Genomic DNA, 15616 nt, shown 5'->3' with positions numbered 1-15616 from the left:
CCTCCAGTGTTTACGATTAGCTTTAGTTTGTGCAATTAAAAACCCGCTATTCGATAATAGCGGGCTAGTTATTTTAGTTAAAACAGATTTTGACTTATATAACCTATTTTAATTTAAAGAATTTAATTTCTTCATGTAGTTCATGGGCTAATTTTGCTAGATTTTTAGCGGAAAGTGAAATATTATCTATTGCTGTAGTCTGTTCTTCTGTCGTCTTAGTCATTTCGGAACTTGTTTCAGCAACTTGTCTAGCTATTTCTTCAATTGTATTTATAGCTACAACTATATTTTCACTACCTTTAGCTAATTCGTCCGTAGCAATTGATACATGGGATATTTGTTCAGATACAATATTTATATATGTCCCAATTGTTTGAAAAATATTTGCTCCCTCTGCTATAACTTGATTACCGTTTTCTACAACTTGCCTGTTTTCATTAACTGCACCTACAGCATGTTGAATCTGTTCTTGGATAATAGAAATTAAGCTTGAAATATCTTTTGTTGCCTTTTGAGATTGTTCGGCTAGCTTTCTTACTTCATCCGCTACAACGGCAAAGCCTTTACCATGCTCCCCTGCCCTTGCTGCCTCAATAGCTGCGTTTAATGCTAATAAATTCGTTTGCTCTGCAACCGCATTTATTAGCACAACAATTTTGCCAATTTCTTCTGATTTCAAGCCTAATTCATGTATTAAATTTGATACTTCTTGTGTGGAACTATCCATGTTTTGTATTTCCTTCATTGCAAGTTCCATAGTTTTATTGCCATCTTTTGCTATAGTGGTCGTGCGTTGTGCTGACTTAGTTACTTCTTGAATCGTTGCAGATATTTCTTCTATCGAGGCTGAAGACTGTTCAACAGTTGCCATCGTATCATGTAAATAATTATTTTGACGTTGTATACCAGTTGCTTGTTCCTGAGCAACTGCAGAAATCTGATCCATAGCATTTTTATTATCAACAATTGTTTTAGAGAATTCCTGAGAGTACGCAGAAACCGTTTCAGCAGACTGGGAAACTTTTGAAATTAAATGTTTAAGGTTGTCTACCATCTTATTGAAGGCAGTACCTAGAATACCAAACTCATCCTGGTTATTTACTGCTATCTTCGAATTCAATTCTCCATTAGATACCTTTTGCATACCATCGATAAAAGTATCTAGTGGTCTTTTTACTAAAACATTAAATAATATATAAATTATTAATGACAGGACTCCAATTATCGAAAGCATGAGCGTAACATAAAATACTTTATTCGTTGCTAAAAATTCCAGATGGCTCTCCATAGGAGTATATACGCTTATAGCACCACGTAGCTCCCCAACTTGATAACCTTCCTTTGGATATCCTGACATGTCTAGTTCTCCAACTGGAAATCCATGGCACGTCAAACAGGATTCGTTAACTTTCAGCGGTAACATATAACGGTAAACCTCTTGCCCATTTACCTTCCCTCTACCAAATATACCATCGCTATCGGGATTTTGTTCAAATACATGCAACATTTCCCGCTCCCAGTCGTCAGGGGCATTACTTGGCATCCTGTATTGCAAGCTTGTTTGTTTCATGGTAATACCTGTTAATTTTTCAAATTCCTCAGCAAAGAGTCGAGCCCCTGCTGCAGGATTTAGTCCTTTAAATTCAAAGTTGCCTTCTGAATCATAATTTATTTTTCCTTGATTCTGTGCTAGGAATGTTCTTACCGATAAAATTTGTAATGCCATCATTTCAGTTATGTCTTGCAGCTGTTCTTCTGATTGCTGCGCAGTCCTTTTATCTAAAAAATAAAATACTGAATTTAGCAAAACAGCTAAGCACAAGCCAATTACAATCATAAACTTTAATCGTAGAGATAATTTTTTTGTCAGCATGAGTCCCGCCCCTAGACATTATTAGTCATCAATATGTATGACAGTATAATTATCTCAGAAATCTATTGTTTGTTCAGTGATTTGCATCACATAATTTGTTAACATAATATGTGTTTACATTCTTACATCCACTTATGTCACGCTTAAATTGTATGTACTCCCTTTTCTAATGCAACTTCTGCCGCTTCCATTATCATCTCAGATAAGGTTGGATGAGCATGGATGGTTTCTGCGATATCCTCTAGGTGCATTTGATTTTCGACAGCAACTGCTAGCTCAGCTATCAAATTCGAGGCCTCTACTCCAACAATTTGTGCTCCTAATATAATTTTAGTACTTTTGTCAGCCACAATTGTAATTGATCCCTCAGGCTCATTCATTGCTAAGGCTCTTCCGTTAGCACCATAACTAAATCTGCCTATCACCGTATCGAGACCTTGCTCTTTTGCTTCTTTTTCTGTCATCCCTACACTTGCAAGCTCTGGGTCAGAGAATACAATAGAAGGAATCGTTCGATAATTTACTTCACTAGCCATGCCAGCAACTGCCTCAGCAGCAATCTTCGCTTCATAGGAAGCTTTATGTGCTAAGGCTAACCCAGAAACCACGTCACCAATAGCAAATATATTATTAACAGATGACCTTCCTTGTTTATCAACCACGATAAAGCCTTTATCATTTACTTTCACTGAAGTATTATCAAGTCCTAAAGAGTCCGTATTAGGTCTACGTCCAACTGTTACTAGAACATATTCAGCAGCAATCGTCTGCTCCTTGTCTTTAGCTGTAAAATTAACGGTGGTTAAGTTATCGTGTACGTTTACACTGCTTGCTGTAGCATTAGTATAGACCTCAACATTTGCTTTTTTGAGGTTACGCTTAACAAAACTTACTAACCTAGCATCAAATCCAGGTAAAATTGAACTTGCTCCCTCTAGTATTGTTATGCTCGTTCCAAATTTAGCGTACACCTGACTTAGCTCAATCCCGACATATCCACCTCCAACGACAATCATGCTTTTGGGAATGGTGTTTAAACTCAGAGCTTCTGTAGATGATAAAACTGTTTTGGAAAATGGTAGAGTAGGAATCTCAATTGGTCTAGAACCTGCCGCTATAATACATGAGTCAAAGCTTATGTGCATAGATGTATCTTTTGAAAAGACGCGCACTTCTGTATTGTTAATGAAAGTAGCTTCACCGTGCACTAGCTCAATATTATATTTCTTAAAAAGTTTTCTAACCCCGTCTGCTAAACTATTTATAACATTTTGCTTCCATGCTTGCGTTTTTTCGAAATCAATCGACAATTGTTCTATGTTTATACCCAGCTCTTGTACATGTTTAAAGTCATTATATTTATGTGCAGCAGATACAAGCGCTTTTGACGGGATACAACCTCTATTCAAGCACACTCCGCCAATGTTTTCTTTCTCCACTACAATTACATTTTTCCCTAGCTGCGCCGCCCTAATTGCTGCTACATATCCGCCAGGTCCAGATCCTATAACTAATAATTCTATACTTCGACTATTCTGTTGATCCATGCTATCTCTCTCCTTTAAATTATGAAGACACCACTAATAACATGGTGTCCTCCATATTAAAAAATTATTATATTTATCCTAAATTACAACCTTCGACTTTAGGGATACGTATAATTCCACTATACTATCGTTTTGCAACTTTAGTGGAACTAATAAAATAACCCCAGCAGCAGCATACATCTCTACTTTTCCAACATTAAACATAGGTGGAGTAATATCTATAGTGTGAGGTGGATCTATTTGCAAAAACTCTTCTGCCGAGTGTCCGCAAACCCAATTAAAGAACTCTTGAATGGCACTTCTAGCCATGTCATCAATCTCTGCCACTTCCATCCCCATCATCATCGTACTGCATATGTACTTAGCTGCATTTTCTTCCATAGCAAAAATAATCTGCCCTGACATATCTGTAGTTATCCCTATTACTACAGATATGTCATTAGAAATAATAGGTGCTTTTGTAAGCGATATTTGGCCAATCTCTACTTCTTGATTGAACTGTGTTTTGAAAATCCTTGAGAATGACTGTATAAACGGATTTATAAATTCTGCTTTCATTCGAACACCACTTTTGCGATATATTTAGTTGATTCTTGTCTATATTTCTTCTATATAATATTCTTCTCTATTATTTTATCATATCCTGCTTATCTGGTCATATTTTTCCTCTTGACCTTTATGTAATGTCATGTGATTCTATTTAAGTAGACATAACTAGCAGACATAATAGAAAGGGAGAGATTATGAATTCTTCAAAAAAAGGGTACATGTTACGGAGTTTAGATACTATAGAAACAGTTGGTAATAAGCTTCCTCACCCCGTGACCCTGTTCTTTATCTTTGCATTATCTGTAATATTATTTTCTGCTTTTTTCTCAGCTATTGATTTAACTGTAGACGACCCAAGAAATCCTGGAGAAATTCTAGAAGTAAAAAATCTTCTTAGTGCCGAAGGTATCCAGTATATACTAACAAGTGCTGTTGGCAACTTTGTTAATTTTGCACCTTTAGGCACTGTATTAGTAACAATGCTTGGTATTGGTCTTGCAGAGCGTTCTGGCTTGATTAGTGCTATGCTACGTGGATTGGTAACATCTGTACCAAAGCAACTTTTAACTGCCACACTTGTATTTGCAGGAATTATGTCAAGTATGGCTGCTGACGCTGGCTATGTTGTACTTACACCGCTTGGAGCTGTTTTGTTTGCTGCCTTAGGAAGACATCCTTTAGCAGGGCTTGCCGCTGCATTTGCTGGTGTATCAGCAGGATTTAGTGCTAACTTATTCCTAACATCATTAGACCCATTATTAGGCTCAATAACTATTGATGCAGCAGCAACATATGATGAATCCTATGCTGCGTCAATGAACCTTGCTATGAATTACTATTTCATGATAGCATCTGTGTTTATTCTAACAATTGTTGGAACTTATGTAACAGATAAAATTGTTGAGCCTAGGCTTGGAAAATATGATGGAATGGTCGACTCTGATTCCCTCACCTATCTTTCCAAAGTAGAAAAACGCGGTTTAATTGGAGCAGGTATTACGTTTTTAATTACTTGTGCTATCATTTCCTTACTGATTGTACCTGAATGGGGCCCAATGAGAGGAGCAGAGGGACAGATTATCCAATCACCATTCTTCAGCTCTTTAGTTCCAATAATACTAATTGTATTTTTTGTACCTGGACTAGTATATGGTATCTTGACGAAAACTATTAAGAGTGATAAAGATGTTGCTAATAAGCTTTCAGATACGATGGCGACCATGGGATCATACATTGTCTTAGCCTTTGCCGCTGGACAATTTGTCGCTTACTTTGCTCATACGAATATGGGTATTATAATGGCTATCCAAGGAGCAAACTTTATTGAGTCAACTGGCTTCTCTGGATTACCACTAATAATAACATTTATTGCTGTGGCAGGCTTTATTAACCTATTTATTGGTAGCGCCTCAGCTAAGTGGTTGATTATGGCCCCAGTTTTCGTGCCAATGATGATGCACCTTGGGTATTCACCTGAACTTACACAGGTGGCATATCGTATAGCAGATTCTACGACTAACGTAATATCTCCTTTAATGCCTTACTTCGCGATTGTTATTGCTTTCGCGCAAAAGTATGATAAAAACACTGGTATTGGAACCTTGATTTCTACTATGCTACCATACTCAATTGCTTTCAGCATAGTATGGATTATTATGCTAATTGCTTGGTTAACATTAGGTATCGACCTTGGACCTGGTTCAGGTATTCTATACCAAAGATAAATCCAACTAGCTTATTATAATATAAACTCTTATAATTCTTATGTAGGAAGTCTTTAGCTAACCTAAAGGCTTCCTGTTTATTTTTTTAATACATAGCAGTATAAGAATCTCATGGTATAATTATAATTGATTTTCGTTGATTATAATTTGAAGGGTAGAACAATTTATGAGCTTACTACATTGGTTTATAATTAACCCACAATCAGGAAATGGTCGGGGTCAATTAGCTTGGGAATCTATTAAAGAACTAATAGATTCTAATAAGATTTGCTATGAAAAATTTATTATTAATGGAGAACTTACGTCAAAATTAATTGAATATGACAAACTACCACCAGATAGAATTTGGATTGTTGGTGGAGATGGAACTATCCATCAGGTAATCAATATGCTTTTCAGTTTATTTTCCGCTTCTTACAAAGCTCTACCACCTTTATCAATCATTCCAGCTGGCTCAGGCAATGACCTAGCACGGGCATTAGATATATCTCTATCACCTGCAAAAGCTTTCAAACAATCTATAGACGGACAAATCGTTGATTTAGATTTGTTAGAATTAACAACACAAGCATCAAACAAAGTAAAATATGGTTTAACAGTAGGTAGTGTAGGCTTTGATAGTGAAGTAGCTGCAAGATTCTCAGCTTCTTTTTTAAAGCCTATATTGAACAATTTAAATCTAAGTCGCTTAGCTTATATCATTACAATAATCCATACACTAATATCCTACAAGTCGCAAACAATACAACTAGTCATTGATGATAACGAGTATACCTTCGATAAGGTATGGCTTAGTGCAGTAGCTAATCTTCCATATTACGGCTGTGGTTTACCAATTGCACCTAAAGCAACTGGTACAGACAACAAACTTGATATCTGCATTATACATAGTTGTAGCAAGTGGTTATTCCCTATTATTTTTTACTCAATTATCAAGGGTTCACACACTAACCTCAATAATGTAAGTATTTTTAAAGGAACAAAGGTTCATATTAAACCTAAGCAGTCTTCCCTTGCACAAGCAGACGGAGAAGTCTTAGGACAAGTACCGTTAACAGTGCAGGTATTACCTCAAGCTATTCAACTTATTTATTAGGTATTTATTAAAAAAGCTCAGTTATTAGGAACCTATACTACTTTCACAAATATCTTTCGGCTCCTTGGACCATCGAATTCAGCGAAGTAAATTCCTTGCCAAGTACCCAGCTTTAACTTACCGTTATCAATAATGACAGTAACACTACTACCTAGGATACTAGCCTTAATATGTGCAGCAGAATTGCCTTCCATATGCTTATAATTATTGTTCCATGGTACATTCTGGTTGAAATATTCAACCATATCACTAACCACATCAGGGTCGGCATTTTCATTTATAGTTATTCCTGCAGTCGTATGAGGAACATAAATCACACACACTCCTGATAAAACATTACTATCAGCTAACATTTTTTGTATTCTACTAGTTATATCGATGAAATCAGATTGGTACTTTGATTTTATTGATATCTCAAAAATCATTTTTATCACATCCTATTTAAAATATAGCGAATTAAAACAGCTTAAAAACTGTTCTTTAACCTCTTTGATATCTTTTTGGGATACATCATGTTTTAGGACTGTAGCTGGATTATTATCATAAATACTTACTCCCATTAACTCCTCAAACTCATAATGCAATAAAACATCATCAATTTCTTGGACCAATAATAAATCTTTGTCGGACACATCTTCTAATCCAAACTTCTTATAGATAAGTTTTTGTAGTCTTTCTTCCATTGTTATGTAATCAGGGATATTACGTTTAACAGGTCTAGTTAAATCTGAAATATAAGCTTCACTAGCATCATGTAATAAACACCCTAATTGTATTTGTTTTGAATAGTTGAGATTCTTAGCTTCTAAATAACAATTTACAGAATGCTGGGCAACTGAGTAAAAATGTTTAAAATGACCATTAGCCCTAGCCATCTGCGCCAATGAATGAGCTATATCTTCTATCTTAATATCTTCAATCCTTGGCTTTAGCGGGTAAAAGATTGTTTTTGTGTACGTTAGTATGTAGTCAGACATATCAGACCTCTTTTTGTTTTTTTACATTATACTATAACAAAGTAACCTTGACATGGGTTAATAAATATGCGTTGAATGCTTAATCCTTGACAAATTGAAAATTTATGGTAATATATATAATTAGTGCTTTAATTGTACGGTGTGAACAAAGAAGTGCTCATTAGTAATAATCATGATATTTTGCGTTGTTTAGTTAAGGAATTATTCACCTGGATCGGCTTCGGAGCCGTAAGAATGTTTGAGAGGTAGGGCTTACATCGTTTAATTTTCAAATGCAGTATGTGAAATATTTCGCGGCAATTATTACAGTAAATATGGCGAAAGTAATTATGAATAATAATTACTTTCGCCTTTTCAATTTATAATTTTTATTGTAGCGAGCTTTTAAATTATTATGTAGTTTTAACATAACCATTGCCACATAAGCTAAAAACATTAAATACCACAAAACTTCAAGTGTATTATACAATTGTATAAATGTTCCTACCGATATGCTATGTATAAATGCTATTGGAAACACTAAATAATTAGCCCGATGTATCCGCTTCCATAAGTAAGCGGATACATTTAATTGATTCCTAAATATAGTCGTTAAAACTGTTACTACTAATATACTAAAAGCTATCAGCCCATAAATTATATACTGGTTAATATAGCTTACTACATTTATTTGGTCATAATATATAAAGACAATAATAGGATGCAGTAAAATTAAAACAAAACCTATTATCCCCATCCTCCTATGGGCTTTCAATAGCTGGGCTTTACTAATGAATTTGATAATTTCAGCTATATTGCTACTAGTTACAAATTGCAAAAATATTATAATAAACCCAACTATACCTAATATTTGAGCTAATTGAAGTATCATTATAGTAGAGTTCATCACGCACCACCTATAACGTTATTTTTTATAGCAAGCCATGTATTACGGTAGCGTTGCTGAGTGTTAATATCCTCACTCTTCTAATACTTCTAATAATACTTTTCCATTGATCTATATGTCAAAGTTTCTGCTAAGTGATTTGAATAAACATAATCTACACCTTCTAAATCAGCTATTGTCCTAGCAACCTTTAATACCTTATGATACCCACGCATACTGAGTCCTAGTTTTTTATAAGCTTGATTTATAAAAGCTTCTGCCCCATTATCCATCTTGATATAATGTTCTATTTCCTTACTGCTAAGTTTACTATTCACCTTACCCTGGCGATTTAACTGGCGCTCCCTTGCCTTTAATACACACTCTTTCATATCAGCTGAAGAAAGGTTAGTAAGCATATCATCAGACTTGTTCTTTGTTTCCTCAATATCTACTTCCCTAACCTCTATCTGTAAATCAAAACGATCTCTTAAAGGTCCAGATATTTTATTTATGTAGCGTTTACGCTCCCAGTCTTTGCAGGTACATTCCTTTGTCTTAGACCCATAAAATCCACAGGGACATGGATTAAGGGCAGCAACTAAGATAAACTGTGCAGGAAAGTGTATTGATGTCCCAGCTCGGACTATTATTATTTTACCGTCTTCCAGGGGCTGTCTTAAAAGCTCAAGTTCACTCTTTGAAAACTCCGTAAGTTCATCAAGAAACAATACTCCATGGTGGGCCAGTGTAATCTCACCAGGTTTTGGCGGATTCATGCCACCGATTAAACCAGTAGCTGTAATCGAGTGATGCGGAGCACGAAAAGGTCTAGCAGCATTTAGTACATTAGTTTGTAATAATAGACCTGATACACTTTGAATTTTTCTAACATCTAAGGCTTCATCCTCATTTAATGGAGTTAATATACTTGGTATTCTTTTAGCGAGCATTGATTTGCCCGTGCCTGGAGGTCCAACCATAAGTAAATGATGGGAGCCTGCAGCTGCCACAAGCATTCCACGCTTTGCATGAGTTTGTCCAACAATATCAGTAAAATCATTGACATGTTCAGTATTCGATACGTTAATATCATCATTATCAAAATTCTCCTGTACAGGTGCACCTTCAATTATAGCAACAAGTTCCCTAAGAGTCCTTACTCCAATTGCTTTAATATTCCTTATAAGTTTAGCTTCATGAATATTAATGGCAGGTATATATACTAATTGCTTACTATTATTCTTAGCAGCCTCTACAATTGGTAACGTACCCTTAATAGACCTAACTGTACCGTCAAGGGCTAATTCGCCAGCGATTAGAGCGTTTAAAGTGTCATCTGCTGTGGAAATCTGCTTTGAGCTTAAGAGAATGCCAATTGCAATGACAAGATCAAAGCTTGTGCCTTCTTTTCGAATATCTGCAGGTGCCAGGTTCACAATAATTCTGCCAAGAGGAAATTCATAACCAGAGTTTATAATTGCCGACCGTACACGTTCTTTAGCCTCACGAATTGTTGAATCCGCTAATCCAGTAATTTCAAACTTTGGCAATCCATTTTGTATATCAACTTCAACAACGACTATGTTACCTTCAACACCAATTACAGATGCAGATTCTAATCGTATATAATTAGACATATTCTCGCCTCCTCTATACAAGCATAGATAGCGCTTACTGCACATTCAACAAATACATAATATGTTGTAAATATTTCTATATTTATTATTGATTTCCTTTATTAATTTACGATTTGTAAGATATTTTTTTCAATTAACGGATTCTTTTAGTATAATAATTATATAGATTGCAAAAAGGAGCTTACCATTGAATAAATTCAAAATTGGAAGTAGAACTATAAAAACAGGGATTGCTATTACATTAGCGCTTGGCATATGTCATGCATTAAACATTGAACCTGCAATTTTTGCTGCTGTTTCAGCAATCGTCAACTTGCAGCCAACCGTATATCAATCATATATTAATGCTTTGCAGCAAATCGGCATTACTGTAATAGGTGTCATGGTCGGGCTTACTTTAGCTTTGACTATAGGGAACTCTGCTATCGTAGTTGGTGTGTCAAGTATCATCGTAATACTAATTGCGCTACGATTACGTTGGAATTCTGTCATATTAATAGGGTTAGTAACAGTCATTTTCATTATCGATACTCAAGGGGATTTTTATTTAGAGAATACAATTGCAAGAGTATCAGTGATTTTAATTGGCTTAGTTGTAGCACTTGCAGTAAATGTAGTTTTAGCACCTACAGATTACCGCAAATTTACTTTAGAAAAGCTAAAGCAATTTCACATAGACGTTACTAATATTTTTCATAGAAAAATATTAGATTTTATTTATATGAGAAAATCTAGTGAGCAAGATGATAAGAATCTTATTAAATTATTAGAGCAAACTGAGTCATTACGGGCATCACTTGATATTTATAAAAATGAAATTCGCGTATTGCCATATTCTACCCAAGCAAAGGAATTGGTTGATAGTGTTAGTTTACTGGAAGAATTATACCGTTATGACGAACAACTACTACATAAAATATTACTAATTCAAGATTTTGAAAAAGAACGTCTTAACCGCCTTGCTATTAGGGACGTTAAAAACTATAGCGATAGTTTTCAACAGGTTATTAATGAAATCAGTAAAGGCAACGAAAAAATCCTTAAAAACTCCCATGTGCTACAGCAAGGGATTTTAGAACAAGCTAGTCTTGAAAGCTGGATAGATTATGATATAGCAGATCGGGAAGTTGATGAGAAACTTGAGGGATGGTATCAAAAGCACGGAGGTAACCCCTATTATATGAGTGCCTTAATGGAGATAAGCATTATTGTTTATGAAATGCGCTGGATTGCCCGTGAACAAACTCGTATTTATGATAAAGTAAAGACCTATAAGTAGGGATTTGTTTTAGACCCCTTTTATGTGGGTAATATTCGTGGCTAGTCCTCTTTCTTTATCATAATCTACGCTTACTACGTCAATACGGATTTGATTATTTCTATATTTATGATTTTTAAGTATAAACATATTAATCAACTGGTGTATAATTTCTAGCTTATTGGTGGTGACTGCTTCCAAACCTGTCCCTTTGCTATGTGTGGTACGTAATTTGACCTCCACAACGACTAAAATACCTTTAGGGCATTGTAACACTAGGTCAAGTTCACGATGACGGTACCGCCAATTTCGAGCCACAAGCTTATATCCTTGGTTTTCTAGATACTTGAGAGCAATTGCCTCACCAATGTTGCCAAGCTCTTTATTATTCATCTCTACCCTCTTTTCAGTAAATAATAAGTGGATAAAACTTAAGCTATCGGGGTTGTTTTTATTATGAAAAATAGTTTGTTTGTAGCCTTAGGAGGGGCACTAGGCACCCTCTTTCGTTATATATTTAATCATTTAGAATATTTTACCGTCTTCCCTTATTGGACAATTGCAGAAAATGTAATTGGTAGTTTTTTATTAGCAACGTTAACTGGTTATGTAATTACTAAAAAAGTACCCCTTCACTGGCGAAATGGACTTGGACCAGGACTGTGTGGTAGTTTCACTACCATGTCTACCTTTGCCTATGATAGTGTATTTGTAGCAGAGTATTTTTCAATTTATTTTGCTTCTTTGTATATTAGTGTTAGTTTATTGTTTGGAATTACCGCTGCCTTTGCTGGTCTAAGCCTCGGTAAACATATCGCATGTCAGAGAAATAAGGAAGTTGATTCAGTATGATGTTATTAGAAGCTCTAGCAATAATTTTTGGCGGCTCCTTAGGTGCACTTTCAAGATATCATATTGGTATCATGATTATGGCGCGTTTCCCACACCCTCCTATACCTTTTGCCATGTTAGTGATTAATGTACTAGGTAGTATTGCATTAGGTGTTGTCTTAGGCTTAAATCTAAACTCTCAGCTTCTATTAGCAACTTTGGCTACGGGCTATTTAGGCGCTTTTACAACATTTTCTACATTTAGTGTTGAGGCAATTCAACTATGGGAGAAACAGTATTATCGGCAATTTTTCGAATATATAATTCTAACCGTCAGCTTTTGCATTATTGGTTACTTAATAGGCTTTAGCTTGTTGGTTTAACTTGCGTATATACACGAGTACCTCCGCCACAACCTGATATAACTCCACAGGAACTTCTTCTCCAATATCTAGCTTCATTAAAGCTTCGATTAACACCGTGTCTTCCTGTAGTGGAATATTATGCTCTTTAGCTAATTCGAGAATTCGTTCCGCTTGGGTACCTGTGCCTGTTGCTATTACCACTGGAGCTTTATGGTTATCTGGGTTATATTGAATAGCCGCTGCTTTTGCGATTTTCCTATCTTTTTTCACATAAACACTTCCCTAGTATAAAAGAATAAGCTCCTATTGCTTTAAACAACAATCTCGAAATTTTCTATATACGAATGTCAAATCCAGTTTGCGGTTTCTGAGCGTAATTTGTAATTGTCTGTTTATTTTTACTATTTTCACTGATGCTGTCGAGGGGTTCTACTTTAATATAGGACAACTTATAGCCCTGTTCTGCTAGCCCTGCTCGTAATATAGCTTCTGTTTGTTGTGTTAACTGCTTCAAAAACTGATACTCAGATAAAAACTTTACGGATACAACCTTATTTACAATATGAATGAAAATCCCTAATTCGCCAAGATTAGGTGGTGTCAATTCAATATATATAGAACAGTTATCGGGGTCTATTGTTCTTTTTTCTTTTCGCCCCTGTATTTGCAATTTGAGAGTATCCTGTTGATTTTCTCCCCAACTCATCGGTATTTGAATCATGACACTTTGATACAAAGTGTTAGAGTCCTGAGGTGTAGAAAGTAATTGTTGACCATTTATATTATTTATCATTTGTGAAGCGAGCTCACGTATAGCCGTAGGATAGCTTGTGCTGTTAGATATTTGTAGTAACAATTGTTTTATATTGTCTGAGTGCTGTAGGTTAGCTAATTGACTCTGTTGTTCATGTGGCTGTTGTATGTTTTGAAATAATGATTGTAACTGATTTTCATTCTGATAGCCCACTAATTTAAAAATAGCCGCAAGAATATGTGTGTCTGTTTTAGTCACTTGCGGTGAATTGTAAGCAGCCTGATTCGTACTATTCTGAACAGTCTCAAGCATTTGCTGTAGCCTTATGATATCACGAATACCCGCTAGAGTGGTTCCTGTTTGTTGGGGATTTCCCTGCGGTATAGTTAAATTTTGAACATTATCTGGTCTATTATTAGTTGTGGGCTCTTGATTTGTTAGAGGTTGATTAATTCCAATCAATTGTTGAACTAACGCAGCTTGTGTTCTACTATTAACCGCTGTTAAAAGCTCTTGCACTTGAGCGCTTTGCTGCCTATTCGTACTTGTTGTTAGTGGGTTGTCTTGTACTAGGTTTTGACTGTTATTTGAGATTAAGGTTTGAATATTAAACGATTGTTGATTGATAGTTTGATTATTAGTTGGTAGTTGTTGGTTGTTAGTAGGTATGCTAGATGGCATGTTAGATGGAACGTGTGTACTAATGTGTTGTTTTAAAAATTGATTAGCTGCTGCCTGAAAGTTTTGGACTAACTGATGAATTGGCTGACCATACAACAGCTGATGAACAGATTGAAATGTAGCTTTATTAATCGGTAGTGCTCTTTCTAGCATAGCTAGCCATGTTTGTTGTTGTTCTCTAGTTGGTTCCTTACCAAATACATCTATACCGTTTTGTAAGATTTCTGGTAGTAAGGGTATGTTTCTAGTTATTAGTTGCTGTGCAAGCTCTCTCCAAGCTGAATTTTGCGGTAGATTCATATTTTTTAATAAATCATTTATGTTTGATATGGGTACATTCGTATTCGCTGCACGCTTCTCATTTTTAGTTATAACTTGCATGTTAACAGTACCATCATTAAAGCTTTTCACTTGCATAAAGGTATGCTCGCCTTTAGCTAGTGGCGTTTCTAGCTTCGCCCTAACAGTTTGACCTTGGATTGATATTTTTGCGTCTCCATTTGGAAACATATCTAAAAGCGTTGCGTTGACAATTTGCCCATGACGCAACACTAAATACTGGTGTTGAAAATTTGCTGGTGTAAGAGACTGGAATACCTGAAATATATTCATGGTCTATAGCTCCCTATCCTCTTTCTTGCTTAAGAATGTAATTCTATGTAACGGAGTAATCCCATATTGTTCAATAAATTGCATGTGCTCTGGAGTACCATAGCCTTTGTGCTTTTCAAAACCATACTCCGAGTATTCACTTTTATACTTTTTCATTGTATCATCTCGATAAACTTTTGCTATTATTGAAGCTGCAGCAATCGAAGCAGACTCACTATCGCCACCAATAATATTTTTTTGCGCGATAGAAATACCAGGAATCTTAAATGCATCTACTAATAAATAGTCCGGAGTGAATATTAGCTTGTCAAGAGCTTGCCTCATTGCCTCAAATGTAGCACTAACAATTCCTATCTCATCAATGCGTTCTGCGCTCACTTCACCTATGGCATAATCAATCGCCTGATTCCTTATTTCCTCTGCACATCTGTCCCTTTGGTCTGCAGATAATTTTTTTGAATCATTTAAGTTTAATATCATCGGTTCCATTGGCAAAATAACAGCTGCCGCTACTACTGGGCCAGCTACACAGCCTCGACCTACTTCATCAATCCCTGCAACAGTCGCTACACCTTGACTCCATAGACTTCTTTCCCATTTATATAATTCTTTAGTACGTGCTACCTCTAATTGCATTTTCTCTTTTTTTCGCAGATATTTATTTGCGATATTTTGAATTCCTTTTCGTTCATCTATCCTACATTTTTCAATTAATTTATCAATATCTTGCGAAGGCAAAGCTAGAATGCGTTCTTCAACTTCCCTTACTTTATACTTATGTAAATTATCTAATAATTCTTTTACTGTGTCCATCTTTTCACCCCATCTAGCTTTGCTAAAGTTT

16 protein-coding genes are annotated in these 15616 nt (G+C 35.6%); 5 read left to right on the top strand and 11 right to left on the bottom strand.

Annotation, left to right across the window (positions count from 1 at the left end):
• Window positions 1-103: 103 nt before the first annotated feature.
• From BHF68_RS02695 to BHF68_RS02685, 3 genes are all read right to left on the bottom strand, one after another.
• Entirely contained in the window at window positions 104-1873 is a 1770-nt protein-coding gene (locus BHF68_RS02695) for a methyl-accepting chemotaxis protein (protein WP_069642081.1), read from the bottom strand.
• A gap of 143 nt (window positions 1874-2016) precedes the next feature.
• On the bottom strand, window positions 2017-3420 hold the full coding sequence (gene lpdA / locus BHF68_RS02690) for a dihydrolipoyl dehydrogenase (protein WP_069642080.1): 1404 nt from the start codon (window positions 3418-3420) through the stop codon (window positions 2017-2019).
• 78 nt (window positions 3421-3498) lie between these two features.
• A complete protein-coding gene (locus tag BHF68_RS02685) occupies window positions 3499-3978 on the bottom strand; it encodes a chemotaxis protein CheX (protein ID WP_069642079.1) in 480 nt (159 codons plus the stop codon).
• 185 nt (window positions 3979-4163) lie between these two features.
• On the opposite strand from BHF68_RS02685, the gene BHF68_RS02680 reads away from it, so the two are divergent.
• Complete coding sequence (locus BHF68_RS02680; protein WP_069642078.1) at window positions 4164-5693, top strand: AbgT family transporter; 1530 nt, start codon at window positions 4164-4166, stop codon at window positions 5691-5693.
• 166 nt (window positions 5694-5859) lie between these two features.
• Window positions 5860-6789: a diacylglycerol/lipid kinase family protein gene (locus BHF68_RS02675; protein WP_069642077.1), complete on the top strand. Its 930-nt coding sequence runs from the start codon at window positions 5860-5862 to the stop codon at window positions 6787-6789.
• Between the two features lie 32 nt (window positions 6790-6821).
• Here BHF68_RS02675 and BHF68_RS02670 read toward each other — a convergent pair whose 3' ends face one another.
• The 4 genes from BHF68_RS02670 to BHF68_RS02655 all read right to left on the bottom strand — a co-directional run bounded on the left by BHF68_RS02670 (window position 6822) and on the right by BHF68_RS02655 (window position 10271).
• A complete protein-coding gene (locus BHF68_RS02670; RefSeq protein ID WP_069642076.1) occupies window positions 6822-7214 on the bottom strand; it encodes a secondary thiamine-phosphate synthase enzyme YjbQ in 393 nt (130 codons plus the stop codon).
• 12 nt (window positions 7215-7226) lie between these two features.
• A complete protein-coding gene (locus BHF68_RS02665) occupies window positions 7227-7766 on the bottom strand; it encodes a phosphohydrolase (RefSeq protein WP_069642075.1) in 540 nt (179 codons plus the stop codon).
• A 340-nt stretch (window positions 7767-8106) separates the two neighbouring features.
• Window positions 8107-8652, bottom strand: a complete 546-nt coding sequence (locus BHF68_RS02660) for a ferric reductase-like transmembrane domain-containing protein (RefSeq protein WP_069642074.1) — start codon at window positions 8650-8652, stop codon at window positions 8107-8109.
• An 89-nt stretch (window positions 8653-8741) separates the two neighbouring features.
• Window positions 8742-10271, bottom strand: coding sequence for a YifB family Mg chelatase-like AAA ATPase (locus BHF68_RS02655; RefSeq protein ID WP_069642073.1), 1530 nt, complete (start codon window positions 10269-10271; stop codon window positions 8742-8744).
• 187 nt (window positions 10272-10458) lie between these two features.
• Here BHF68_RS02655 and BHF68_RS02650 point away from each other — a divergent pair, with 187 nt between their 5' ends.
• Window positions 10459-11550 (top strand): FUSC family protein, encoded by a 1092-nt coding sequence (locus BHF68_RS02650; protein ID WP_069642072.1) that lies wholly within the window; start codon window positions 10459-10461, stop codon window positions 11548-11550.
• Window positions 11551-11559: 9 nt separating this feature from the next.
• Here BHF68_RS02650 and BHF68_RS02645 read toward each other — a convergent pair whose 3' ends face one another.
• Window positions 11560-11922: a YraN family protein gene (locus BHF68_RS02645; RefSeq protein WP_069642071.1), complete on the bottom strand. Its 363-nt coding sequence runs from the start codon at window positions 11920-11922 to the stop codon at window positions 11560-11562.
• Between the two features lie 63 nt (window positions 11923-11985).
• On the opposite strand from BHF68_RS02645, the gene BHF68_RS02640 reads away from it, so the two are divergent.
• Both BHF68_RS02640 and crcB read left to right on the top strand, forming a co-directional pair.
• On the top strand, window positions 11986-12381 hold the full coding sequence (locus BHF68_RS02640; protein WP_069642070.1) for a fluoride efflux transporter FluC: 396 nt from the start codon (window positions 11986-11988) through the stop codon (window positions 12379-12381).
• Entirely contained in the window at window positions 12378-12743 is a 366-nt protein-coding gene (gene crcB, locus BHF68_RS02635; protein ID WP_084019151.1) for a fluoride efflux transporter CrcB, read from the top strand. The genes BHF68_RS02640 and crcB overlap by 4 nt, the downstream gene beginning before the upstream one ends.
• Here the strand turns inward: crcB and BHF68_RS02630 are convergent.
• From BHF68_RS02630 to rnhB, 3 genes are all read right to left on the bottom strand, one after another.
• A complete protein-coding gene (locus BHF68_RS02630; RefSeq protein ID WP_069642069.1) occupies window positions 12717-12995 on the bottom strand; it encodes an EscU/YscU/HrcU family type III secretion system export apparatus switch protein in 279 nt (92 codons plus the stop codon). The two genes, crcB and BHF68_RS02630, sit on opposite strands and share 27 nt — an antisense overlap.
• 64 nt (window positions 12996-13059) lie before the next feature.
• Window positions 13060-14772 (bottom strand): TP0910 N-terminal domain-containing protein, encoded by a 1713-nt coding sequence (locus tag BHF68_RS02625; protein WP_069642068.1) that lies wholly within the window; start codon window positions 14770-14772, stop codon window positions 13060-13062.
• 3 nt (window positions 14773-14775) lie between these two features.
• On the bottom strand, window positions 14776-15585 hold the full coding sequence (gene rnhB / locus BHF68_RS02620) for a ribonuclease HII (protein WP_069642067.1): 810 nt from the start codon (window positions 15583-15585) through the stop codon (window positions 14776-14778).
• Window positions 15586-15616: the final 31 nt, after the last annotated feature.

Source organism: Desulfuribacillus alkaliarsenatis, from assembly GCF_001730225.1.
GTDB lineage: Bacteria > Bacillota > Bacilli > Desulfuribacillales > Desulfuribacillaceae > Desulfuribacillus > Desulfuribacillus alkaliarsenatis.
Note: the sequence above shows the minus strand (reverse complement) of the source record. Positions and strands in the feature narration are given on the sequence as shown.

Excerpts from the sequence above, each read along its gene's own strand:
- BHF68_RS02695 (WP_069642081.1), bottom strand. The coding sequence starts at position 1,873 with ATGCTGACAAAAAAATTATCTCTACGATTAAAGTTTATGATTGTAATT.
- lpdA (WP_069642080.1), bottom strand. The coding sequence starts at position 3,420 with ATGGATCAACAGAATAGTCGAAGTATAGAATTATTAGTTATAGGATCT.
- BHF68_RS02685 (WP_069642079.1), bottom strand. The coding sequence starts at position 3,978 with ATGAAAGCAGAATTTATAAATCCGTTTATACAGTCATTCTCAAGGATT.
- BHF68_RS02680 (WP_069642078.1), top strand. The coding sequence starts at position 4,164 with ATGAATTCTTCAAAAAAAGGGTACATGTTACGGAGTTTAGATACTATA.
- BHF68_RS02675 (WP_069642077.1), top strand. The coding sequence starts at position 5,860 with ATGAGCTTACTACATTGGTTTATAATTAACCCACAATCAGGAAATGGT.
- BHF68_RS02670 (WP_069642076.1), bottom strand. The coding sequence starts at position 7,214 with ATGATTTTTGAGATATCAATAAAATCAAAGTACCAATCTGATTTCATC.
- BHF68_RS02665 (WP_069642075.1), bottom strand. The coding sequence starts at position 7,766 with ATGTCTGACTACATACTAACGTACACAAAAACAATCTTTTACCCGCTA.
- BHF68_RS02660 (WP_069642074.1), bottom strand. The coding sequence starts at position 8,652 with ATGAACTCTACTATAATGATACTTCAATTAGCTCAAATATTAGGTATA.
- BHF68_RS02655 (WP_069642073.1), bottom strand. The coding sequence starts at position 10,271 with ATGTCTAATTATATACGATTAGAATCTGCATCTGTAATTGGTGTTGAA.
- BHF68_RS02645 (WP_069642071.1), bottom strand. The coding sequence starts at position 11,922 with ATGAATAATAAAGAGCTTGGCAACATTGGTGAGGCAATTGCTCTCAAG.
- BHF68_RS02640 (WP_069642070.1), top strand. The coding sequence starts at position 11,986 with ATGAAAAATAGTTTGTTTGTAGCCTTAGGAGGGGCACTAGGCACCCTC.
- crcB (WP_084019151.1), top strand. The coding sequence starts at position 12,378 with ATGATGTTATTAGAAGCTCTAGCAATAATTTTTGGCGGCTCCTTAGGT.
- BHF68_RS02625 (WP_069642068.1), bottom strand. The coding sequence starts at position 14,772 with ATGAATATATTTCAGGTATTCCAGTCTCTTACACCAGCAAATTTTCAA.
- rnhB (WP_069642067.1), bottom strand. The coding sequence starts at position 15,585 with ATGGACACAGTAAAAGAATTATTAGATAATTTACATAAGTATAAAGTA.